Annotated in this window: 15 protein-coding genes and 1 tRNA gene; 2 read left to right on the top strand and 14 right to left on the bottom strand. The window is 65.0% G+C overall.

Annotated elements, in window-relative coordinates:
* Positions 1–2 precede the first annotated feature (2 nt).
* The 3 genes from I6F28_RS20775 to I6F28_RS20765 form a co-directional block, all read right to left on the bottom strand.
* A complete protein-coding gene (locus tag I6F28_RS20775; protein WP_225140796.1) occupies positions 3–662 on the bottom strand; it encodes an OB-fold-containig protein in 660 nt (219 codons plus the stop codon).
* A 10-nt stretch (positions 663–672) separates the two neighbouring features.
* Positions 673–1,836: a PspA/IM30 family protein gene (locus tag I6F28_RS20770; protein WP_109143810.1), complete on the bottom strand. Its 1,164-nt coding sequence runs from the start codon at positions 1,834–1,836 to the stop codon at positions 673–675.
* 437 nt (positions 1,837–2,273) lie between these two features.
* Positions 2,274–2,534, bottom strand: a complete 261-nt coding sequence (locus I6F28_RS20765; RefSeq protein WP_025036239.1) for a hypothetical protein — start codon at positions 2,532–2,534, stop codon at positions 2,274–2,276.
* A 264-nt stretch (positions 2,535–2,798) separates the two neighbouring features.
* Between I6F28_RS20765 and I6F28_RS20760 the strand changes: the two genes are divergently transcribed.
* Positions 2,799–3,008 carry a hypothetical protein gene (locus I6F28_RS20760; RefSeq protein WP_036027983.1) on the top strand — a complete coding sequence of 70 codons (210 nt, stop codon included), beginning with the start codon at positions 2,799–2,801 and terminating at the stop codon, positions 3,006–3,008.
* Between the two features lie 79 nt (positions 3,009–3,087).
* Here the strand turns inward: I6F28_RS20760 and I6F28_RS20755 are convergent, their stop codons facing one another.
* The 7 genes from I6F28_RS20755 to I6F28_RS20725 all read right to left on the bottom strand — a co-directional run bounded on the left by I6F28_RS20755 (position 3,088) and on the right by I6F28_RS20725 (position 13,510).
* Positions 3,088–3,234 (bottom strand): hypothetical protein, encoded by a 147-nt coding sequence (locus I6F28_RS20755; RefSeq protein WP_167361661.1) that lies wholly within the window; start codon positions 3,232–3,234, stop codon positions 3,088–3,090.
* Positions 3,235–3,409: 175 nt separating this feature from the next.
* A tRNA-Cys gene (locus I6F28_RS20750) sits at positions 3,410–3,483 on the bottom strand.
* Positions 3,484–3,567: 84 nt separating this feature from the next.
* The gene (locus tag I6F28_RS20745) at positions 3,568–4,308 is read right to left on the bottom strand and encodes a tRNA-uridine aminocarboxypropyltransferase (protein WP_225140794.1); all 741 of its coding nucleotides are present in this window, start codon (positions 4,306–4,308) and stop codon (positions 3,568–3,570) included.
* 36 nt (positions 4,309–4,344) lie between these two features.
* Positions 4,345–7,446, bottom strand: a complete 3,102-nt coding sequence (locus tag I6F28_RS20740; protein WP_036027981.1) for an efflux RND transporter permease subunit — start codon at positions 7,444–7,446, stop codon at positions 4,345–4,347.
* A complete protein-coding gene (locus I6F28_RS20735; protein ID WP_109143813.1) occupies positions 7,446–10,595 on the bottom strand; it encodes an efflux RND transporter permease subunit in 3,150 nt (1,049 codons plus the stop codon). Before I6F28_RS20735 ends, I6F28_RS20740 begins: the two co-directional genes overlap by 1 nt.
* Positions 10,596–10,632: 37 nt before the next feature.
* On the bottom strand, positions 10,633–12,036 hold the full coding sequence (locus tag I6F28_RS20730; RefSeq protein WP_035999538.1) for an efflux RND transporter periplasmic adaptor subunit: 1,404 nt from the start codon (positions 12,034–12,036) through the stop codon (positions 10,633–10,635).
* A complete protein-coding gene (locus I6F28_RS20725) occupies positions 12,026–13,510 on the bottom strand; it encodes an efflux transporter outer membrane subunit (RefSeq protein ID WP_225140792.1) in 1,485 nt (494 codons plus the stop codon). Before I6F28_RS20725 ends, I6F28_RS20730 begins: the two co-directional genes overlap by 11 nt.
* Before the next feature lie 639 nt (positions 13,511–14,149).
* On the opposite strand from I6F28_RS20725, the gene I6F28_RS20720 reads away from it, so the two are divergent.
* Positions 14,150–15,184: a cysteine synthase A gene (locus tag I6F28_RS20720; protein ID WP_035999544.1), complete on the top strand. Its 1,035-nt coding sequence runs from the start codon at positions 14,150–14,152 to the stop codon at positions 15,182–15,184.
* Between the two features lie 61 nt (positions 15,185–15,245).
* On the opposite strand, the gene I6F28_RS20715 is transcribed toward I6F28_RS20720, so the two are convergent.
* The 4 genes from I6F28_RS20715 to I6F28_RS20700 form a co-directional block, all read right to left on the bottom strand.
* On the bottom strand, positions 15,246–17,483 hold the full coding sequence (locus tag I6F28_RS20715; RefSeq protein ID WP_225140790.1) for a tetratricopeptide repeat protein: 2,238 nt from the start codon (positions 17,481–17,483) through the stop codon (positions 15,246–15,248).
* 118 nt (positions 17,484–17,601) lie between these two features.
* On the bottom strand, positions 17,602–19,872 hold the full coding sequence (locus tag I6F28_RS20710; protein ID WP_225140788.1) for an O-linked N-acetylglucosamine transferase, SPINDLY family protein: 2,271 nt from the start codon (positions 19,870–19,872) through the stop codon (positions 17,602–17,604).
* A gap of 112 nt (positions 19,873–19,984) precedes the next feature.
* Positions 19,985–22,216 (bottom strand): O-linked N-acetylglucosamine transferase family protein, encoded by a 2,232-nt coding sequence (locus I6F28_RS20705; RefSeq protein ID WP_225140777.1) that lies wholly within the window; start codon positions 22,214–22,216, stop codon positions 19,985–19,987.
* A 93-nt stretch (positions 22,217–22,309) separates the two neighbouring features.
* A complete protein-coding gene (locus I6F28_RS20700; protein ID WP_035999552.1) occupies positions 22,310–23,047 on the bottom strand; it encodes an amino acid ABC transporter ATP-binding protein in 738 nt (245 codons plus the stop codon).
* Positions 23,048–23,053: the final 6 nt, after the last annotated feature.

Genomic DNA, 23,053 nt, shown 5'->3' with positions numbered 1-23,053 from the left:
TGCTAATTGCTTAGAGTGGGGTTGGACGGCTTGAGTTCATCGTCGGCCTTCACCGCGACGAAGCGCGTGCCATCGCGGTCGACCAGGAGGACCATGGTTCCCTGGGGCAAAGGTCCCGATTGCGGCGCCGCGACCGCCGAGACGAAATGGCGGTTGCCGTGGATGTCGGCGACGCTGACGCGGCCGGGCGGCCCCTGGTCGAGCGGGCCAACGACGACCTCCCCGATGCGGCCGACCAGATCGCCGAGGCCGACGACGTAGCTTTCGTCCTTGGGAATGACCCGCGCGATGGTCCTGCTGGCGGCGCGCACAAGCGGAACCGACACCACGACGGCCCCGACCGAGGCGACCGTCGCCGGTAAGGGACCCGCAACCATTCGCGCGAGGTCCTGGATCAGGAATCCGGTGATGGAGAAGGCGCCGAGCAGCAGCAGCAGGAAGATCAAGAGCGGCACGCCGCCGACATTGATCCAGGAGATGGCGTTGAGCACGCCGTTGTCGCTGGGGTGAGCAAAATCGATGTTGGTGCCCAGCATCTCGCTCAAGGAGGCCCCGATCAGCATCGAGATCACCTCGACCGAGCCGACGATGACGATCATGGCCGCCGCAATCGCGAACGGCCTGACCTCAGGCGCCATGACGTGTTCGAGCAGAGCGCTCATGACACCGCACTCAGCCGCCCGACTTCAACCGGGCCAGCCTCGCTGCAATTTCCTTGTCGCGATGGAGCGTGCTCAGCTCGTCGATGTCGCTCGAATAAGGAATTCCCGGCGGCACGCCGGTGGCCCGTGCCACTGCCCTGCCCGCCCGCAGCGCCTTCGCGGCAGCGGAGGTGCCGCCGGATTTCCGCGACGACGTCGATGTCTGTGGGCTGGCCTGTGCCTCGCTCTTTTCGAGATCGGCGCGGCGCTGCTCGGCATCCTGGAGCGCCGACAGCACCGCGCGGAGCGATGTGACGCATTGCTCGATCTTCTCGTTGTTCTCGTCGATGGCGCGAGAGAGCACCTCGAACTGCGCCTCCAGGTCCATTTGCCGCGCGATGCCGGCGCGGGCGAGATCATCGCGCCCGTCTGCGATCGCGGCCTCGATCTTGGCGGTCAGATCGGTCATCGCCCGCTCGATCTCGCTGCGGCGCGCGTTGAGGCGATATTCCTCGGCCCGGGCAGCGGCGAGCGCATCGCGCGCTTCGGTCTCGGCGCGCTCGATCTCGCGGATGGCCTGTCCGACCACCTTCAGCTTGTTCTTGCCCTCCGCCTGCTCGATCGCATCGTACGCGATCCCGGCAATCAGGCGCCCGACTCGGGACAGGAAATTGTCGGGAGCGGCAGCGATGGTATCCATGGCGTTCTCCTCCTCTGGCAGGCTGTTCGGCGTGACGCCGTAGTGAACTTCGAAACCGTCGTCGGTGCGGATGAGGCGCGCCGGCACGCTCTGTCCCCAGCCCTCGGCATAGCCGGCGTAGTCGAAGGGCACGCTGAAGCGCCCTTGCACGGTCGCAATCGAAATGGTGGCGGGCCCCTTGATCTTCGCGAGCTTGTCGTCGAGCGGCAGGCGGCGCCCTTGCGCGGCGCGATACTCCGCGCGGTCGCGCAGCCCCAACGTCACCAGCCGCGAAGGCAGCGCCGTCTGTTTGCGGATCGGCTCATAGGCATGGGCATGGAGCAGGACCACATTGGAACCCACATTGTGGATCCGCGCCACCTCGTCGAGGATTTCCATCATGCGGTCATAGGCCTGGAATGTCGCCTCGATGGCGGCCTTGGCGGCCGGGTCAGGGGCAAGCCGGTAACGCAGTGCGGACGGCGCGTTTCGGGGCGATTGGCTCATGGAAAGCACTAAAGCACCATTTTGGTGCTTTAGGAAGAGGAAGCTCGGTCACGTTCTGCTGATCCCTATGCACTCTGTCGGTTAGTCGCGACGACGAGGGCCTGCGTTCAAGGCGGCCGATCATCCCTAGCGGACGGCCGATCAAGATTTGATGCACGCTTCGGTTGAAATTTGAGACGAATGCAGTGGAGTTCCGGTAAGCCGTCATTCTCTCGACGCGCCGTTGCGAGGAGCTCTGGCCGCCGCAGCGATCTGCCAGATCGCCGAATCATTCGGTGCGCTCATTTGACGGAGATATGACTATTGCCGACCAAGATCCGACGACGGTACGAAGCATCCACGTCCAGCATCCGCAGCAAATCCACAGCATATCCACAGGGTGCCTGTGACGGATTCGCGAGCCCCTGCGAGGCACTTGCTGCGCACAAGCCCACAAGCCGGGCCGTTTAGCCACCCGCCTGGTCGAACACGGATCGGCAGGCCTCGCTGAGGCTGGCGCGGTTGCGGCGCAGGCAGGCGGTGATGGCGCGGACGTTGGGGATCTCGCCGGCGCAGAGCCGGTAGACGTCGGGCGTACAGGCCCGCCGCTGCTCCGCCGTTCCCTGTGCATGGGCCGCAGAGGCAAACAGCGTCAGGAACAGCCCGACCGTCGAGGCGCCCCGCGCCCGGCTCTTCACGCCCGCAAACCGCAAGAACCTCGCCTTCATGACCAGTCTCCCGCTCTGCACTGCCCGCTCCGGCCTGCATTGGCCGTACGGTGCAAAAGGGGTTACGAGAAATAAACCGCGGGGAATGTGATCTCCTTCACGCCCGCTGCGCGGCGGCGGGCACATAGGGTTGCCCCGGGGATTTTCAGGAATCGCTAACCATTCGGGTCCCGATCGCCGCATCGTTAAAATGCGAACGATCGGGTCAATCCGGAAACAAACCGGCTTTGCGACATTGCGCCGTCCGCGTTCTGCGAGGGTGTGATGAGCGAAGCCGAATTTAATCTGCTGCTGGATGCTGTCCGGGACGCCATGGTCTTTGAGGATTTCGCGCCCGTGCCGGTGGAGCAATACGTGCCCCGCTCGTGGAGTTTCGACACGACGCCCAAGGCTGCCAATAACAAGGCTGCCAATGACAACGAGGGCGCCTGGCCCCTCCTGCCCTTCCCCGACGACTGGTACGCGGCCTGCTGAGGCCACTTGAAGTGAACCGATGCGTCCGCCTTTCGGGCGGTTCGGCATGACCGAGCGCCGGGGACCGGCGCAGCCCCGATCAAGTCTTGACGCGTTCCTCGCCCTGCTGCGGCGCCCGGTCGGGTGCAGCCGGCGGGAAGATGCTGTCATAGATCGCGCGCGCCTCAGCAATGAGGCGGGCCCGCTCCAGCTCGGATTTCGGGACAAATCGAACGACGTCGCCCACGTGCTCTCCAGCTCCAGGGTTTGGATGCGTCTTTTCGCAGATGCGAAGTCTATGCCAGAGGACCTGAATCGCACCTTTCCGCCAAGCCCCCGGGCAAACCCGGTGGCTCACTGGAGCTGCGGCTCGGCGGAACCGCCTATAAGTCCAAATTTTGCGGAAAATCAGAGACTTGTGATGGAGGCCACGACCAGAATTGAACTGGTGTACACGGTTTTGCAGACCGTTGCGTAACCACTCCGCCACGTGGCCTCGTAAGGGCGGACCAATATAGGGGATCAATGGCTTAGGCAACCCCACGGCCCGCGGGTAGCACAGCGAAATGTCCAGCCGAAATCAGGCGCGCTTGCCGCGTCGGAAGTCGCGCCGGCGGCCCTTGGGCGCAGGCTTGGGTGCCAGTTCCGGCATCTCGGCCTGGACCTCGCGGTAGCGAGCCAGCATCCGCTCGAAACTGGCATGAAGCGTCTCGGCGATATCAGGGCGCCGCTCGAGGGCGGCGAGGATCGTCGCGGCGGCTTCGATGGTCGCGAGGCCGTCGCGGCGCGGCTCTTTGCGCAAGCGCCCGTAGCGAGAGGGACGTGCCGGATTGAGGATCACGCGCTGGCATTTCAGCATCCAGGGATTGCGCCACCACAGCGCCTTGGCCTGGCTCCAGGTACCGTCGAGCAGGACCACGCCTTCGAGCTTGCCGAGGATCGCGCGCTGGTTCTCCGCGACCTCGCCCTTGCGGTTGAGCGCGACGATCTCACCTTCGGCATCGAGATCAGCCGCGCGTGCCGAGCCGAGATAGAGCACCGCCCAGTGCGAGGCGTTCTCGACCGGCCGTCCCAGCGCCTTGGACAGGCTCGGCCAGGACAGGCCAACCCGCACCGTTGCATCGGCAAAATGCCTGGCCAGCAGCCGCGCCGTGCCGAGCGCCCTGTCCTGCTCCTGCGGATGCTGGAGGATCAGGAGCGAGAGCCGGTTCTCGATCGGCGTGACGCTGTCGCAAATGCAGAGCGGCATCGGCTTCTGGCAATGCGGGCATTCGGGGATCGGCTCGGCCGGCGCGGCGGTAGTGTCAGGCGGATTGGACATGGCGCCGCTATACGCTTCGCGCGGCGCTGCAACAACCTATTCCGCCGGGGCCGCCAGCGGACGCGGCTCGGATCGCCGCCGCAGGCGGTCGATCAGGAGGTAGATTACGGGCGTCGTGTACAGCGTCAGGATCTGCGAGACGAACAGGCCGCCGATGATGGTGATGCCGAGTGGGCGGCGCAGCTCCGTGCCGGGGCCGGTCGCGATCACCAGCGGAATGCCGGCAAACAGCGCCGCCATAGTCGTCATCAGGATCGGGCGGAAGCGCGCCTGGCAGGCCTCGAAGATCGCCTCCGCCGAGGACAGGCCGCGCTGGCGCTCGGCATCGAGCGCGAAGTCCACCATCATGATGCCGTTCTTCTTGACGATGCCGATCAGGAGGATGATGCCGACGAAGGCGATCACCGTCAGCGGCGTGTTGGTGAGCTGCAAGGCCAGCAGCGCACCCAAGCCGGCCGATGGCAGTGTCGAGATGATCGTGAGCGGATGGGCGAGGCTCTCATAGAGCACCCCGAGCACGATATACATCGCGACCAGCGCGCCGAGGATCAGGAGCGGCTGGCGACCGCTGGTCCTGGCGAAATCGCCGGCATTGCCGTCGAAGCTGCCGCGAATGCCCTCGGGCATGTGCAACTCGTCGACCGCGCGCTGGATGTTCTGGGTCGCCGCCTGAAGCGGCACGTCCGGCATCAGGTTGAAGGACACCGTGGTCGATGGGAACGACTGCGAATGATAGACGGCGAGCGCAGCGAGCCCACGCGTCGCGCGCACCACGGCCGACAGCGGCACCTGCGCATCACCCGCGCCGGCGACGTAGATGCGATCGAGATTGCTGGGATCGACCTGGAACTTCGGATCGATCTCCAGCACGGTCATGTACTGGTTGCGCTGGGTGTAGATGATCGAGATCTGCCGCTGTGCGAAAGCGTTGTTGAGCGCGTTGTCGATGTCCTGGACCTTGACGCCGAGCGCGGACGCCTTCTGGCGGTCGATGGCGAGCGTCAGCTGCAGCCCGCCGGGATCGCGATCGCTGGAGATGTCGGTGATGCCCTCCACGCTCTCCAGGCGCTTGGCCACGATCGGCGCCCATTTCTGCAACAGGCCGAGATCGGTGCTGGTGAGCGTATATTGGTAGTCGGAATCGCTCTGACGCCCGCCGGCCCGCACGTCCTGGGCAGCGAACATGAAGAGGCGGATGCCGGGCACGGGATATAGTGCGCGCCTGAGCCGTTCGATCACGACCTCAGTCGACACGTGGCCACGTTCCTCCGGCGGCTTCAGGCTGATGAACATGGTGCCGCGGTTCGAAGTCGCCGGCCCCGGGCCCCCGCTGCCGACCGTCGAGCCGATGCCGGCCACGGCGGGATCCTTCATCACGATCTCGGCGAGCCGCTGCTGCAGGCCGAGCATCGACTGGAACGAGGTGTCCGCCGAGGCGCGCGTCGCGCCGATGATGAAGCCGGAATCGTCCGTGGGAAAGTAGCCTTTGGGGACCTTGATGTAGAGCGTCACCGTGAGCGCGATGGTGGCGAAGAACACCAGCAGCGTCAGCAGCGGGAATTCCAGCACGGTGCGCAGGGTGCGGGCGTAGAACACGATGGTGCGCGACAGCGCGCCTTCGATGATGCGGTCGAACAGCGTTGCCGTGCCGGAGGTGGCCTGCCTGATGTAATGGGCGCAGATCATCGGCGTGACCGTCAGCGACACCAGCGTCGAGACCAGGATGGCGAAGGTCAGCGTCAGCGAAAATTCGCGCAGGAGCCGACCGACGACGCCGTCCATGAAGATCAGCGGCGTGAAGGCCGCGATCAGCGACAGGCTGATCGAGACCACGGTGAAGCCGATCTGCTTGGCGCCCTCCTGCGCCGCCCGGAACGGCCGCATGCCTTGCTCGAGGTTGCGGAACATGTTCTCGATCATGACGATGGCGTCGTCGACAACGAAGCCGACGGAGATGGCGAGCGCCATCAGCGACAGGTTGTCGATGGAGAAGCCCGCGACCCACATGCCGGCGCAAGTCCCGGCGAGTGCCAGCGGCACCGAGATGCCGGCCGCGATGGTCGGCGTCAGCCGCCGCAGGAACACGAACACGACGACCATCACCAGGACGGACGTTGCCAGCAGCGTCCATTGCATGTCCAGCACGCTGGCGCGGATCGTGCCGGTCCGATCGACCAGGGTGGAGATCTCGACACCGGCCGGGATCCACTGCTTCAGCTCGGGGATCAGCGCCTTGACCCGGTCGACGGTGTCGATGACGTTGGCATCGCCCTGCTTGGTGATCTGGATCAGAACCGCCGGTTGCCTGTTGAACCAGGCTATCGAGCGGACGTTGCGGACGGAATCCTCGATGTCGGCGACATCCGACAGCCGCACGAAATTATTGCCCGAGCTCTTGATGACGATGTCGCGGAATTCCTTCGCCGTGCGCATCTGCTTGTTCAGCGACAGCGTCTCGCTCTGGCGCTCGCCTTCGAAGATGCCGACGGGGCCGAGCGCGTTGGCGGCGATGATCGCGGTTCGCACGTCGTCAGTGGCGATTCCAGCATTGGACAGCGCAACCGGGTTGAGCTGCACGCGCACGGCCGGCTGGTCGGCGCCGGAGATCGACACGTTGCCGACGCCCGGCACCTGCGAGATGCGTTGCGCCAACACGCTATCCGCGACGTCGTAGATCGCCGACGGAGAGATCGTCTTGGAGGTCAACGCCAGCACGAAGATGGGTGCGCCGGCCGTGTTCGCCTTGCGGAAACGCGGCAGCGTGGGCAGGTCGCTCGGCAGGTCGACCATCGCGGCGTTGATGGCCGCCTGCACGTCGCGCGCGGCCTTGTCGATGTTGCGGCCGATGTCGAACTGAAGCTGGATGCTGGTCGTGCCGAGGCTCGAGGTCGAGGTGATCTGGTTGATGCCGGCGATCTCTCCCAACCGCCGCTCAAGTGGCGACGCCACCGTCGCCGCCATCACGGACGGATCGGCGCCGGGCCGGCTGGCGGAGACGAAGATGGCGGGAAAGTCGACGTTCGGGACCGAGGCGACCGGCAGGAACCGGTAGGCGACGACACCCAGCAGGAACAGCCCGATCGACAGCAGCGTGGTCGCGACCGGACGGCGGATGAACGGCTCCGAGATCGATGCCATCACTGCATCCCCTCGGTCGCGCCGGCGACCGGCGGGCCGCCGGATCCAGCCGGCGGCAGCGCCTGCTCGAGGCGACGGTTGATACGATCGAGCGCCAGATAGATCACGGGCGTCGTGTAAAGTGTCAGGAGCTGGCTGAGCAGCAGGCCGCCGATGATGGAGATGCCGAGCGGAAAGCGCAGCTCGGCGCCGGTGCCGCTTTCGATCGCGAGCGGCAGCGCCCCGAACAGCGCCGCCAACGTCGTCATCATGATCGGACGGAAGCGCAACAGACAGGCCTGCACAATGGCTTCACTGGGCGACATGCCCCGCCCGCGCTCGGCCTCGAGCGCAAAGTCGATCATCATGATCGCGTTCTTCTTGACGATGCCCATCAAGAGGATGATGCCAATCAGGCCGATCACCGAGAGGTCCTGTCCGCACAGCATCAGCGCCAGGATGGCGCCGACGCCGGCCGAGGGCAGCGTCGACAGGATCGTGATCGGATGGATATAGCTCTCGTAGAGCACCCCTAACACGATGTAGATCGTGATGACGGCGGCGAGCAGCAGCCAGGGCTGGCCGGCGAGTGCCTTGGCGAATTCGGCGGCATCGCCGGCATAGACGCCGACGATACTGCCCGGCACGCCGATGCGGGTCTCGATCACCTTCACGGCTTCGACGGCGTCGCCGAGCGCCGCGCCGGGCGCCAGGTTGAAGCTGAGCGACACCGACGGGAATTGCGCCTGGTGCGAGATCGCGAGCGGCGCCGTGGTCCGCTTCAGCGTCGCCACGGCCGACAGCGGCACCTGGGCATTGGGCGCGCCCGCGGTGGCGCTCGCGGCACCCGGCAGATAGAGCTTCGACAGGATCGAGGGATCGCGCTGATACATCGGCAGCGCCTCCAGCACCACCCGGTACTGGTTGGCCTGACCGTAGATGGTCGAGATCTGCCGCTGCGCGAAGGCGTCGTTCAGCGTGTCGGTGATTGCTTGCAGGCTCACGCCGAGCTGGCCGGCGCGCGTGCGGTCGACATCGAGCTGCGCCCGCAGGCCGCCCTCCTGCGCCTCGGAGGAGACGTCCCGGAACAAGGGATCGCGCCGCATCTCCGCAACCAGCTTGCGCGCCCATTCCGAGACCAGCGTCGCATCGGTGCCGGTCAGCGTGTACTGGTATTGCGAGCGGCTCGACTGGGTCGAGATCTGCACGTCCTGCACCGGCTGGAAATAGACGGTCATGCCGGGGATGCCGGAGACCCGCTCCTTCAACCGGGTCACGACCACGCTGACATCGTCGCGGCGCTCGCCGCGCGGCCGCAAGCTCATGACGAGGCGGCCGACATTGGTGGTCGGGTTGACGGAGCCCGCACCGATCACCGAGACCACGCCGACCACATCAGGGTCGGCCCTGATGGCCTCGGCCGCCTCGGCCTGCCGCCTCTTCATCTCCGCAAACGACACGTCGGGCCCCGCCTCCGTCACCGCCGTGATCGACGCGGTGTCCTGCAGCGGCAGGAAGCCCTTGGGCGCGACGACATAGAGCACCAGGGTCGCGATCAGCGTAACGAAGGTCACGACCAGCGTGGCGCGCTGGCGCTCCAGCACCCACAACAGCGATCCGTGATAGGCGTCGACCGTGCGGTCGATGAAGCGGCTGATCGCGGCCAGTCCCGGCACGGCCAGCTCCTCGTGCGCGTGCTTGAGCAGCCGCGAGCACATCATCGGCGTCAGCGTCAGCGAGACCACCGCCGAGGTCACGACCGCAATCGTCAAGGTCAGCGCGAATTCGCGGAACATGCGCCCGACCAGGCCCGACATGAACAGGAGCGGGATGAAGACCGCAATCAGCGACACCGTCAGCGAGATCACGGTGAAGCCGATCTCGCTGGCGCCCTTGCGCGAGGCTTCCATCGCGCCGTCGCCATTCTCCATGTGGCGCACGATGTTCTCGATCATCACGATGGCATCGTCGACAACGAATCCGGTGCCAATCGTGAGCGCCATCAGCGACAGATTGTCGAGACTGAAGCCGGCAAAATACATGATGCCGAAGCTCGTGATCAGCGACAGCGGCAGCGCGACGCCGGCGATCACGGTCGCGCGCAACGAACGCAGGAACAGCAGCACCACCAGCGTCACCAGCACGACGGCAAGGACCAGCGTGAATTGTACGTCGCGCACCGAGGCGCGGATGGTGACGGTGCGATCGGAGACGATGGTGAGATTCACGCCGGCCGGGATCGCGCGCTGCAGTTTCGGGATCTCGGCGCGGATCTGGCTGACGACGTCGATGACGTTGGCGCCGGGCTGGCGCTGGATGTCGAGGATGACCGCCGGCGTGCCCTGGTACCAGCCGCCAGTGCGGTCGTTCTCGAGGCCGTCGACGATCTGGGCGACGTCGGCAATGGTCACCGGCGAGCCGTTGCGATAGGCGATGATGACGGGCTTGTAGGCTTCGGCCGCTGCGATCTGGTCGTTGGCGGCGATGATGTAGGATTGCTGCGCGCCGTCGAGCGAGCCTTTCGGCCCCGAGACATTGGCATTGGCAATCGCGGTGCGCAGATCTTCCATCGCGATGCCGTAGGCTGCAAGGCGCGCCAGATCGGCCTGGATGCGCACGGCCGGCTTCAACCCGCCCAGCACGGACACGCGCCCGACGCCGGAGATCTGGCTCAAACGTTGCGCCAGAATGGTGTCGGCGATGTCGCTCATCACCCGCAGCGAGATCGTGTCCGAGCGCAGCGCCAGCGTCATCACCGGCGCATCCGCCGGGTTCACCTTGGCGTAGGTCGGCGGGTAAGGCAGCGTCCTCGGCAGCACGCCCGCGGCGGCATTGATCGCGGCCTGCACGTCCTGCGTCGCCCCGTCTATGTCGCGGTTGAGCTCGAACTGCAGCGAGATCTGGCTGACGCCGAACGAGCTCGTCGAGTTCATCGCCGAGAGCGACGGGATCTGCCCAAGCTGCCGCTCCAGCGGCGCGGTGATCAGCGAGGCGATCACGTCCGGACTCGCGCCCGGCAGCTGCGTCGTCACCTGCACGGTCGGGAAATCGACCTGCGGCAGCGCCGAGACCGGGAGTGCGAAATAGCCGAGCAGCCCGCCGATCAGAAGCGCGATGCCGAGCAGCGAGGTCGCAATCGGCCGGCGGATGAAGGGTTCGGAGACACCCATGGGTTATGCCTGCCGCTTCAAGCGGCTGTTGTCGGGATCATGGCTGCTTGGCTCCACTTTCCGATGCCCCCGGCCCCGGCGCCGGTCCCGTCTGCCCCTTCTGGTCGCCTTCACTGCTCTTGCGCTTGGCGCGCAACTCGCCGTCCTTGGCTTGGCCGTCCTTCTGCCCGTCCTTCTGGCCTTCGTTAGCACCATCCTTCTTCTGAGCGTCCGGTGCGCGCGAGCGCTTGCGCGGGGCAAGATCGGCCGACGGAGTCTGGTCATCGCGGCCGACGATCACCTTGGACCCGTCGGACAGATTTGCGAAGCCCGTGGTGACCACCCTCTCGCTCGCCGACAGGCCGCTCGCGATCACGGCGTCATGCTCGTTCTGCTGGGTCACCGTCACGGGCTTGGCCGAGACGATGTTGTCCGCGCCGATGACGTAGCTGAAAGTGCCGATCGGGCCGCGCTGCACCGCCGAGGTCGGCACCACCAGCGCCTGCGTCAAGGTCTCGACCTTGAGGCGGACATTGACGAACTGGCCCGGCCAGAGCTGGTAATTGGCATTGGGGAATTCGGCCTTGAGCTTAAGCGTGCCGGTGGTCTGGTCGACCTGGTTGTCGATGCCGGTGAGCTTGCCAGTATCGATCACCGTGATGCCGTCATTGCCGAACACGTCGACCGCGAGCGGCCCCTTCGCTGCCGCCGCGTTGACGCGCATGATCTGCTGTTGCGGCAGGCTGAACCACACCGCGATCGGCTGCAATTGCGTGATCACCACGAGGCCCGTGGTGTCGGAGGCATGGATGATGTTGCCCTGGTCGACCAGGCGCAGGCCAACGCGACCCGAGATCGGCGCCACGATCTTGGTGTAGCTCAGCGTCGCCGCCGCGTTGTCGATCGCAGCCTGGTCGGCCTTGACCAGCGCCTCGGTCTGCGCGACCAACGCACGCTGGGTGTCGGCCTGCTGCTTGGAGCCGGCGTTGGAGGCCGCGAGCTGCTCGTAGCGCGCGAGGTCGATGCGTTGGTTGGCGAGCTGGGCCTGATCCTGCGCCTTCTTGGCAACCGCCTGGTCGTACTGAGCCTGATAGATCGCCGGATCGATTTCGCCGAGCACGTCGCCCTTCTTGACGTCCTGGCCTTCCGTGAAGTTGACCGCGATCAGCTTGCCGTCGACCTGCGAGCGCACGGTTACGGTGTTGAGCGCGCGGATCGCGCCGACGCCGTCGAGATAAACCGGCACGTCCTGGATGCGCGGGCTCGCCGCCAGCACCGGCACCGGTAGATCGGGGCGCTGATTGCGGTTGTTCGCCTGCTGCTGCTGCATTGCAATCCAGCCGACGTAACCAAGGCCGCCAAGGATCGCGAGCGTGATCAGGGTCATGACGAAGCTGCGGCCGCGCGATCGCTTCGCTGTCCCCTCTCGCGCGCCTTGCTTGGTGTCCGGCTTAAAGAGCATTGACCGGTTTCTCCATTCGCGGCTCCCAGCCTCCGCCGAGCGCCTGGTACAGGCTGACGATGGCCAGAAGCCGTGCGAGTTGGGCCTGCCACAACGCGTCTTCCGCCTGGAACAGGGTCAATTGGGTGTTGAGCACTGTGACGATGTCGGCGGTGCCGGCACGCAATTGCTGCTCGGAAAGATCGAAGGCGCGACGCGAGGCGGCGACGACGTCGCGCTGCAATTGCAGCCTGATCGTGGTCTGCTTGATCGAGAACAGGGCGTTGTCGACGTCGGCAAAGGCCTGGACGATGGTCTTGCGATAGGTTTGCAGCAGCTCGTCCTGCCGCGCCTTGGCCAACTCGAAATTGCCGAGGATCCTGCCGCCGTCGAAGATCGGCTGTGTCGCGCTGCCGACGAGCTGGAAGAAGGCCGCATGCGGCTGGAAAAGCGAGACCAGCGCCGAGCTCTGGTAGCCGCCATTGCCGGTGAGCTGGATGGTCGGAAAGAACTGTGCGCGGGCATTGCCGATGTTGGCGGTGGCCGAGGCGAGCTGCGCCTCCTGTCGGCGGATGTCCGGCCGCTGCGTCAGGAGCTCCGAAGGCAGGCCGGGCGTCACGCGCGGGATCGCGATCCGGTCCAGAGAGCCGCCGTGCACGCGCACGCTCTCCGGCGGTCGCGACACCAGCACGGCGAGCGCGTTGACGTTCTGGTCCAGCGTCTGGCGCAACGGCGGCACCAGCGCCTTCTGGTTCGCCAGCACGCTCTCCTGCTGGGCGACGTCGAGATCGGTGCCGGTGCCGGCCCTGCGGCGCTCCCTGACCGCATCGAGGATGCGCTGCGCGCTCGCGATGTTGCGCTGTGAGGTCCTGATGCGGTCCTGCGAGGCCAGCACCTGGAAATAGGCGTTGGCGACGGCGGCGAGCGTGGTCAGCGCGACCGTGTCGCGATCGAAACGGTTGGCGTTCGCCGTCTCCTCTGCCGATTGCAGCGCGTCGCGGTTCTGGCCCCAGAAATCGAGCTGATAGCTCGCGCTCAGCGAGGCCGAATAATTGACGACCTCGCGCCCGCCGATGGACAGCCCCGAAGCGCTCGAGCCGGATGTGCGTGAATAGGATTCCGATCCGGCTGTCGAGACACTCGGCAGCAGCGCCGCGCCGGCCTGTCGCGCCTGCGCGTCAGCCTGGACAATGCGCGCCACGGCTGCGGCAATGTCGAGATTGACGGTCTGCGCCTCCTCCATCAGTTGCGTCAGCTCCGCGGAGCGGAAGCCGCGCCACCAATCGAGCGACGGCGGCGCATCGCCCTTGCCGGCATATTTGTAGTGCGCGGGAACGTCGAGCGCGGGATCGGGAAGATCCTGGGTCAGCACGCAAGCCCCCGAAGCCGCGGCGAGGCACAGCACCGCAGTCCATCGCGCCGCGCGCAGCGTTCGGAGTGCAGAACCGCGAGACCGCCGCGAGGCGACCACTGGAACTTGCTGTGTCACATCCACCCCCCGCCGGGCAGATCAAGCCGCCGCAACGCTGCCGGATTAACCGATTCGCGGCGGGATGGTCGGGAGGCTTTGGACGACGCGCTCACAGTAATGATGCTTTCTGCGGAACTTGAGCTTCATACTAGCCGGGCGCGGAACGGCGGGACAGTGCCGCAATTGCGAGATGCCCGTGCCAACGAGGCGGGAGCGAACTGACAAGAATGCGAAAAGCGCCTGTCTCGCAGAGACTTTCTTCATTGCGAAACATTGGGAAACGTAAGCAAGCTTACCAAGATTTCATGTGATATCGCGGCCACACCCGTTGCTGCAGGGTTCGCTTCGCCTCTCCCGCTGCGGCGGCTGAGGTTCTTACCACCGAGGGACAACCGCATTTCTAGATAATCCCCCGCGAACAGGACACGCGCCCTGTCGCGACCCGTTTCGCCCGTGGCAAGAATTGATCGCAACAACGTTGATCGGGAGCGCAATTGTTTCGTGCACGGGCCGGGGTCGGGCCATTTCCTACTGCAGGCATATCACTGTTTCCGCGGGCGTTTCGGTCGGGTTCGCCGCAGCGCAAAAGCCTTCCCCTTTGGCCTCCCAAGCACTAGGTTCGGGCCAAAGCCGATCAACCCCTTGGTAGTGATTTTCCCCGACATGACCATTCGCAACGACGTTGTCGAAGCCATCGGCAACACCCCCCTGATCAAGCTCAAGCAGGCTTCGGAATTGACCGGCTGCACCATCCTGGGCAAGGCCGAGTTCATGAATCCCGGTCAGTCGGTGAAGGACCGCGCCGGGAAATGGATGATCCTGGAGGCCGAGAAGCGCGGCGAGCTGAAGCCCGGCGGGCTGGTGGTGGAAGCGACCGCCGGCAATACCGGTATCGGTCTTGCCGTGGTTGCGAGCGCGCGCGGCTACCGCACCCTGATCGTGATCCCGGAGACGCAGAGCCAGGAGAAGAAGGATTTCCTGAAGCTTTGCGGTGCCGAGCTGATCGAGGTGCCGGCCCTTCCCTACGCCAACCCCAACAACTACCAGCATGTTGGCCGGCGGCTCGCCGACGAGCTGCGCAAGACCGAGCCCAATGGCGTGCTGTTCGCCGACCAATGGAACAACCTGGACAACGCCAAGGCGCATTACGAATCCACGGGGCCTGAGATCTGGGAGCAGACCGGCGGCAAGGTCGACGGCTTCGTCTGCTCGGTCGGCAGCGGCGGCACGCTCGCCGGCGTCAGCCGCTATTTGAAGGAGAAGAACAAGAACATCCGCATCGCCTGCGCCGATCCGCACGGTGCCGGCATGTACGAATATTTCAGGACCGGCGATCCCAAGGCGACGCCGGGCGGCTCGATCACGGAGGGCATCGGCCTCAACCGCGCCACCGCGATCGTCGAGACTGCCAAGGTCGACGATGCCTATCTCATTCCCGACACCGACGCCGTCAGTGCGATCTACGAACTGCTCCAGCATGAAGGTCTGTGCCTCGGCGGCTCGACGGGCATCAATGTCGTCGGCGCGATGCGGCTTGCGAAGCAGCTCGGGCCCGGCAAGACGATCGTCACCGTGCTGTGCGATTCCGGCAGCCGCTATCTGTCGAAGCTGTTCAATGCCGACTTCATGCGCGCCAAGAACCTGCCGGTGCCGGAATGGCTGGAGAAGCGCAGCAACATCAAGCCGCCCTTCGTCTGATCGTCACGCGCATCCTCGGGCCGAAGGCGCAGATCCACAAAATCTGCGCGGTTCGGCCGGCTTAAGCGACCTCCCCGCTTTCCGAGGCCGCGGCACAATAGTCGCGCCAGAACTTGCGGTAACCCTCCTCGACCCTGCGCGTGTAGGTTTCGACATTACCCGCGGCCGAAGCCGCGATCCGGGCCGGCAATTCCGCGCGCAGCTTTGCCAGATGCGCGGGCTGGGCAGCGAATTTGCACGCGATGGTGGCGTAGCCCTCGTCGTCCTCGGCCACCCAGTCGTCAAGACCGACGGCGGCCACGATGGAGCCGCCGGCGCGCGAGGATGCGCCGTGGCCGAGCTTGGCGACGACCGGAACGCCCGCATAGAGGGATTCCCAGGTGCTGACGCCGCCGTTCTGCGGAAACGGATCGAGCGAAATATCGACCAGCGCGAAGGCTCGCAGATGATCGGCGCGCTCGGACGAGCCGAGGCAGGTGATCCTCTCCTCGGCAATCCCGTGGGCGACAAAGCGCGCGAGAAGGCCGTCGCGCACCAGGGGATCGTCGAGCAGCGTATGCTTGATGATGATCTTCGATCCGGCCACCTCCCGCATCACGTTCGACCACACGCGAATGGCCTCGTCCGAGATCTTGTTGACGCGGTTGAACACGCCGAAGGTGACGTAGCCGTTGCGAAGCATGGGAAGCTCCGAAGGCGGCACATCCAGGATAGGATCGATCGTGATCAGACACGGCAGGTCATAGACCTTTTCGGCCAGCAGATGCCGCGCCGATTGCGGAATGAAGACAGGGTCCGCGAGCACGTAGTCCATCGTCCGAAGGCCGGTACCGGTCGCGTGCCCGAAGCCCGTGACCTGTATGGGAGCCGGCTTGCGGGCGAAGATCTGAAGCCTGTTGCCCGACGAGTGCCCGGACACGTCGATCAGGATGTCGACCTTGTCGGCCTCGATACGATCGGCCAGTTCGTCGTCGAACATCTGCCAGGCATCGACCCAGCCGTCGGCCGCCGACTTGAATTCGGCTGTGATCGCATCTTGAGTCGGCGAACACGAATAGCAGACGACCTCGAAGCTGGCGTGATCGTGATGGCGCAGCACCGGCAGCAAGCCGAACGCCGCCGAATGATACCAGAATTCGGCGGAAACATAGCCGATCACGATCCGCCTGTCGGGATCGAGCTGCCGGGGGGCGAGCTTCCTCTGCGGCACGCGGGCACCGATCGCTTCGCCCCAGGACCTTCGCGTCGCCTGCTGGATCGTGAAATCGGCGTCGGGGAGAAAGTCAAGATAGTAGATCTTCCGCGCCATCAAGTCTGGATCCGGAGAGATCGCCAGCGCGGCGTCGAGATGTTCGATTGCGGACGCGATTTCTCCCTGATTTGCAAAACAGGAGCTCAGCAACGCCAATGCGATCGTGGAACGTGGATTCTGCTCGAGCAAGGTCGTGCAGGCCAGGATCGCCTGTGCGGTGTTGCCCAGGCTGAGCGAGACCTCCGCCTTTCCCCGCAAGGCCATTTCGAACCGGGGCGAAAGTGCAAGGGCCGCATCGAAGTCCGCGGCCGCCTGTTCCAGCCGCGACAGCGCCGAGTTGAGGCGTCCGCGCTGCGCCAGGATCTTCGCCGAATCGGGCTTGATCGCGAACGCCGCTGCGAGTGCAGCTTCCGCCTCATCGTAACGCTTGAGTTCGATGCTGACCACGCCCTTGCCGATGAGCGCTTCGACGTGGCGCGGCTGAAACAACAACGCGCGATCAAAGCTCTCCCTGGCGCGGTCAAACCGGAACAGCGCCAGCTGCGCCACGCCACGATTGCAAAGCGCGTCGGCGTAGTCGGGCTTCAGCTTGATGGCGCGATCGTAGACCTCGATGGCCTGTTCGGGCAGGTTCATCTGCAGCAGGGTGTTGCCGAGACCGGCCAGGGCCGGCGTAAAATTCGGCATCAGCGCGATCGCTTTCTCCTGACAGGCGCGCGCCGCTTCCAATTTCTGAAGCACGAAGTAGACGGCCGCGAGATTGCTCTGAGCCTCGTGCGAACGCGGATCGATCGCAATCGCGCGCTCGAGCAGCTGTTGCGCCTCGTCGAGGCGCCCGCCCTGCTGCACGCTGAGGCCGAGCACGTGCGTGGCGTCGAAATGATCCGGAACGGCTTGCAGGATCTGGCGGCAGAGCGCCTCGCTCTCCGCATATCTGCCTTGACCATAGGCGCTCGCCGCGGCGGAGATGACGGCGTCGGCCTGCTTCTTCAATTTCTTCTGCAACCGCGCATTCTGGAATGCGCGCGCGCCGACGCTGCTCTGCAAGGTGTCTCTCCGGAAGATGGCCCAAGGCCGAGTCTAACTGATTCGCGCACCGGCCCGGCCGGGCTGCGGGAGCAGAAATCCGTCCGGGATATCCCGGGGTTCGCCAGCAGGATGCGGCTCAGGAGCCGCCAGGTGCGTCCGCCCCGCTGCCCGCAGCGTCGTCGCGTTCAGCGGCAGCGGCACAATAGTCGCGCCAGAACTTTCGGTATCCCGCCTCGAGCTCACGCGTGTAGATCTCGACATTGCCGGCGGGCGAGGCTGCGATCTGGGCCGGCAAGCCCGCGCGCAACTTTGCCAGATATTCGGGCTGCGAGGCGAACTTGCGGGCGATCTCGACATAACCGTCGTCATCCTCCGCGACCCAGTCGCCGAGGCCGACGGCCGCCACGATGGAGGCGCCAGCACGCGAGGAGGCTCCAATGCCGAGCTTGGCCACGACCGGAACGCCCTTGTAGAGGGATTCCCAGGTGCTGATGCCGCCGTTCTGCGGGAACGTGTCGAGGGAAATATCGATCTTGTCGAAGGCCATCAGATGGTCGTCACGCGAGGTGGTGCCGAGGCAAGTGATGTCCTCCTCCGCAATACCCTGTGCGATGAAGCGTGCGACCAGGCTATCGCGCAGCAGGGCATCGTCGAGCAAACCATGCTTGAGGATGATCTTCGATCCCGGCACTTCCCGCATGATGCGCGACCACACGCGGATCGCATCATCCGAGATCTTGTAGATGCGGTTGAACACACCAAAGGTGACGTAGCCGTTGCGGAGCATCGGGAGCTCGGAGGGCTTTAGATTGGTGACCGGCTCCATCGTGATCAGGCACGGCAGATCGTGGATCTTCTCGGGAAACAGATGCCGGGCCGATGGCGGAATGAAAATGGGATCGGCGAGCACGTAATCCATGGTCGGCATGCCCGTACCCGTCGCGTGTCCGAAGCCGGTGGCCTGGATCGGAGCCGGCTTCCGCGCGAAGCATTGCAGCCTGTTGCCGGTCGTGTGGCCGGAAACGTCGATCAGAATGTCGACATTGTCGGCCTGAATACGATCGGCGAGCTCGTCGTCCGACATCTGCCAAGCGTCGACCCAGACATCCGCCAGCGCCTTGAACTTGGCGGTGTACTCGTCCGCCCCCGGCCAGGCGTAATAGCAGACGATCTTGAACTTGGCGTGATCATGATGGCGCAACACGGGCAGCAAGGTGAGTCCCGCCGAGTGTTGTCGGAATTCGGCCGCGACATATCCGACCACAATCTGCTTGTCCGGATCCAGCGGCCGCTTCGGCAGCGTCCTTTGCGGAATCCTTGAGCCGATTGCATCCCACCAGGACTTTCGCACCGCCTGCTGGACCGCGAAATCCGCCTCCGCAAGGTAGTCCAGCAAGAAGATCTTGCCTCTGATCGCGTCTCCATAGTCCGGTCGCAGCGCCAGCGCGCGATCGAGATATTCAATCGCGGATTCCATGTCTCCCTGGTTCGAATAAGCGAAGCCCAGAAGCGCCAACCCCATCTCCGAGCGAGGATTTCGCTCGATCAAGGTCGTTGCGGCCGCCATCGCCTGCGCGGTCCTTCCCATGACGAGGCAGACCTGCGCCTTGCCCCGAAGGGCCAGCTCGAGCTTGGGCGAAATCGCAAGCGCCGCATCGAAATCCGCCAGCGCCTCCTGCAGGTGCTGCAGCTCGTAACTGAGCCGTCCGCGCTGGGCCAGAATTCGTGGCGCGCCTGGCTTGATTGCGAGGGCCTGAGCGAACTTGGCTGCGGCCTCATCGTGGTGCCGCAGCTCCATGCTGACCATGCCGCTGCCGACGATGGCCTCGGCGTGACGCGGCTGAAACAGCAGGGCGCGATCGAAGCTCGCCTTGGCACGCATGATCTGCCCAAGCACGATCTCGACCATGCCGCGATTGCAGAGCGCATCGGCACAATCCGGTTTAATCTTGATGGCGCGCTCGTGCATCTCGAGCGCCTGTTCGTACAGCCCCATATGCATCAGCGTGTTGCCGAGATTGGTCAATGCGACGGCGAAACTCGGCTTCAGCGCGATCGCCCTCTCCTGGCAGCGCCGCGCCTCTTCGTAATTGCCGAGGTCGAAATGCACGGTCGCGAGGTTGTTATGGGCATCGTGCAGGCGCGGATCGAGCGCGATCACGCGCTCGAGCAGCTCCCTCGCCTCTTCCAGGCGCCGGCCGTCATGGGCGCACATGCCGAGCAGGTGCATGGCATCGACATGATCCGGAAGGGCTTTCAGGATCTCGCGGCACAGCGCCTCTGTCTCGGCAAATCGGCCCTGGCCATAGGCGTTCGCCGCAGCGGCAATGACGGCGTCGGCCTGCTTCATCAACTTCTTCTGCAATCGCGCATTCTGGAACGCGCGCGCGCCGCCGCTCTTCTGCAAGGTGTATCTCCGGAGGATGCCCTCAGCAGAGTCTAACTGATTCGCGAGCCTGGCCAGCCGGTCACCGGAGTCGCTCCGCCTCCGGGATTTCCCGGGGCCCAGCGCAATCGTCCTACGCCACCTCCGAGGCGGCGGCGCAATAATCGCGCCAGAACCGGCGATAGGCCGCTTCGACCTCGCGCGTGTAAAACTCGACGTCGCCGGCCGGCGAGGCTGCGATCCGAGCCGGCAGATCCGCCCGCAGCTTTGCCAGGTAGGCCGGCTGCGCCGCGTGTTTGCACGCGATCGCGGCATAGCCCGCGTCATCCTCGGCGACCCAGTCCTCCAGGCCGACGGCGGCAACGATGGAGCCGCCGGCGCGCGACGAAGCGCCGCTGCCGAGCTTGGCGACCACGGGAACGCCGGCATAGAGGGACTCCCAGGTGCTGATGCCGCCGTTCTGCGGGAAGGTGTCGAGGGACATGTCGACCATCGCAAAGGCCCGCAGATGCTCGGGGCGCGAGGTCGAGCCCATGCAGATGACATTCTCTTCGGCGACCCCTTCTGCCGCGAACCGCGCGACCAGTCGATCGCGCAGCAATGGATCGTCAAGCAGCCCGTTCTTGACGATGATCTTCGATCCCCTCACCGCATGCATGACGTTCGACCACACCCGGATGGCTTCGTCCGAAATCTTGAAGATGCGGTTGAACACCCCGAAAGTGACGTAGCCGTTGCGGAGCATGGGTGGCTCTGAAGGCGGAATGTCCAGGATCGGATCGATCGTGATCAGGCACGGCATGTCGTGCACCTTCTCGGCCAGGAGATGGCGCGCCGATTGCGGGATGAAGATCGGGTCCGCGAGCACGTAGTCCATCGTTTGAAGGCCTGTCCCCGTGGCGTGCCCGAAGCCTGTGACCTGGATCGGCGCCGGCTTGCGGGCAAAGACATGAAGCCTGCTGCCGGTCGTGTGCCCGGAGACATCGATCAGAATATCGATGCCATCGGCCTGGATGCGGTCGGCCAGCTCGTCATCGGACAATTGTGCGGCATCGACGAAGACATCCGCGAGAGGCGTGAAGCTCTCCGTCATCTCGTCCTGCACCGGCCAGCAGGAATAGCAGACGACCTTGAACTGGGCGTGATCATGATTGCGCAGCACCGGCAACAGAGAGTATGCCGCCGAGTGGTTCCTGAATTCGGATGCGACGTATCCGATCACGATCCGCCGGTCAGGATCGAGTGGCCGCGGCGCCAGCGTCCTTTGCTGCAGCTTCGCGCCGATCGCGTCCCACCAGTATTTCCGCGCGGCCTGCTGGGCGGCGAAATCGGCCTCCGGCAGGTAGTCCAGCACGAAGATCTTGTATCCGATCGCCTCCGGAAAATGCGGCGCGATCTCGAGCGCGGCGTCGAGGTGCGCGAGCGCGGTCGCGATGTCTCCCTGGTTCACATGGCACGCCGCCAAAAGCGCCAACCCCATCTCGGATTGCGGATTGACCTCGAGCAGCGTCTTGACGCCTGCCATCGCCCGCGCCGTGTTGCCCGCGAGAATGTCGATCTGCGCCCGCCAGCACAGCGCGAGCTCGAGCCGTGGCGATTGCGCCAGCGCCGCGTCGAGGTCCGCGGCCGCCTGCTCCAGCCGGGCTAAACTCAAATTGAGCCTTCCACGCTGCAACAGAATCCGCGGCGAACCCGGCTTGATCGCGAGCGCGGCGTCGAAGGCGGCACCCGCCTGCGCGAAGTGCCGGAGCTCGAGGCTGACCATCCCCCTGCCCGCGATCGCCTCGGCGTGAGATGGCTGAAATGTCAGGGCACGGTCGAAGCTCGCTTTGGCGCGCTCGAACTGGCCCGTCATCAATTCCGCCATGCCGCGGTTGCAAAACGCATCGGCATAATCCGGCTTCAGCCTGATCGCCCGCTCGTGCAGCCCGATCGCCTCGTTGCCGAGGCCGATGTGCAGCAACGTATTGCCGAGATTGGTCAGGGTGATCGGACAATTCGGCTTGAGCGCGATGGCCTTCTCCTGGCAGGCGCGGGCGCCAGCGAATTTCTCCAGCGCGAAATAGACGGCGCCGAGATTGCCGTGCGCATCGGGCGAACGCGGCTCGAGTGCAATCGCACGTTCGAGCAGGAATTCCGCCTCGTCGAGCCGCCCGCCGTCGAACGCGCGCAGGCCGAGCAGGTGCGTGGCATGAAAATGATCCGGCACCTCCTTCAAGATCTCGCGGCAGAGCATCTCGGCCTCATCAGGCCTGCCCTGCCCGAGTGCCTCGATCGCGAAGGCCATAACGGCGTCCGCCTGCTTCTTCAGCTTCTTTTCCAGTCGCGCATTCTGGTATGCGCGCACGCCGGCACTGCTCTGCAAGGTCTCTCTCCGGAGGATGGTCCGAAAAGAGGCAAGCCGATTCGGATGGTGCCAGGCTTGCGCTCAGACCGGCGAGGCCACAGGTCGCCGGGCTCAGCGCAGAATCTGGCTCAGGAACAGCTTGGTGCGGGCGTGCTGCGGGGCGGCGAAGAACTCGTTCGGAGTGTTGGCCTCGATGATCTGCCCGGCGTCCATGAACACGACGCGGTTGGCGACCTCGCGGGCAAAGCCCATCTCGTGAGTGACGACCAGCATGGTCATGCCTTCCTCGGCGAGGTCGACCATGGTGTCGAGCACCTCCTTGACCATTTCGGGGTCGAGCGCCGAGGTCGGCTCGTCGAACAGCATCACCTTCGGGTTCATGGTGAGGGCTCGCGCGATCGCGACACGCTGCTGCTGGCCGCCGGACATCTGACCCGGAAACTTGTTGGCCTGGTGCGGGATCTTGACGCGCTCGAGGAACTTCATCGCCGTCACCTCGGCGTCCTTCTTGGGGATGTTGCGGACCCAGATCGGCGCCAGCGTGCAATTGTCGAGCACGGTCAGATGCGGGAACAGGTTGAAGCTTTGGAACACCATGCCGACTTCACGGCGGACCGCGTCGACGTGCTTGAGGTTCGGCCCGAGCTCGATGCCGTCGACGACGATCTCGCCTTCCTGGAATTCCTCCAGCGCATTGATGCAGCGGATCAGCGTGGACTTGCCCGAGCCCGAGGGGCCGCAGATCACGATGCGTTCGCCCTTCTGCACCGCGAGATCGACGTCACGCAGGACGTGGAATTCGCCGTACCATTTGTTCAGGCCGGAAATCTTGACGATGGGCTCAGACATGGTGGC

Origin of the sequence: Bradyrhizobium sp. NBAIM14 (genome assembly GCF_020193895.1) — a bacterium.
Taxonomy (GTDB): domain Bacteria; phylum Pseudomonadota; class Alphaproteobacteria; order Rhizobiales; family Xanthobacteraceae; genus Bradyrhizobium; species Bradyrhizobium yuanmingense.
This window is presented reverse-complemented; position numbering and strand designations above follow the sequence as displayed.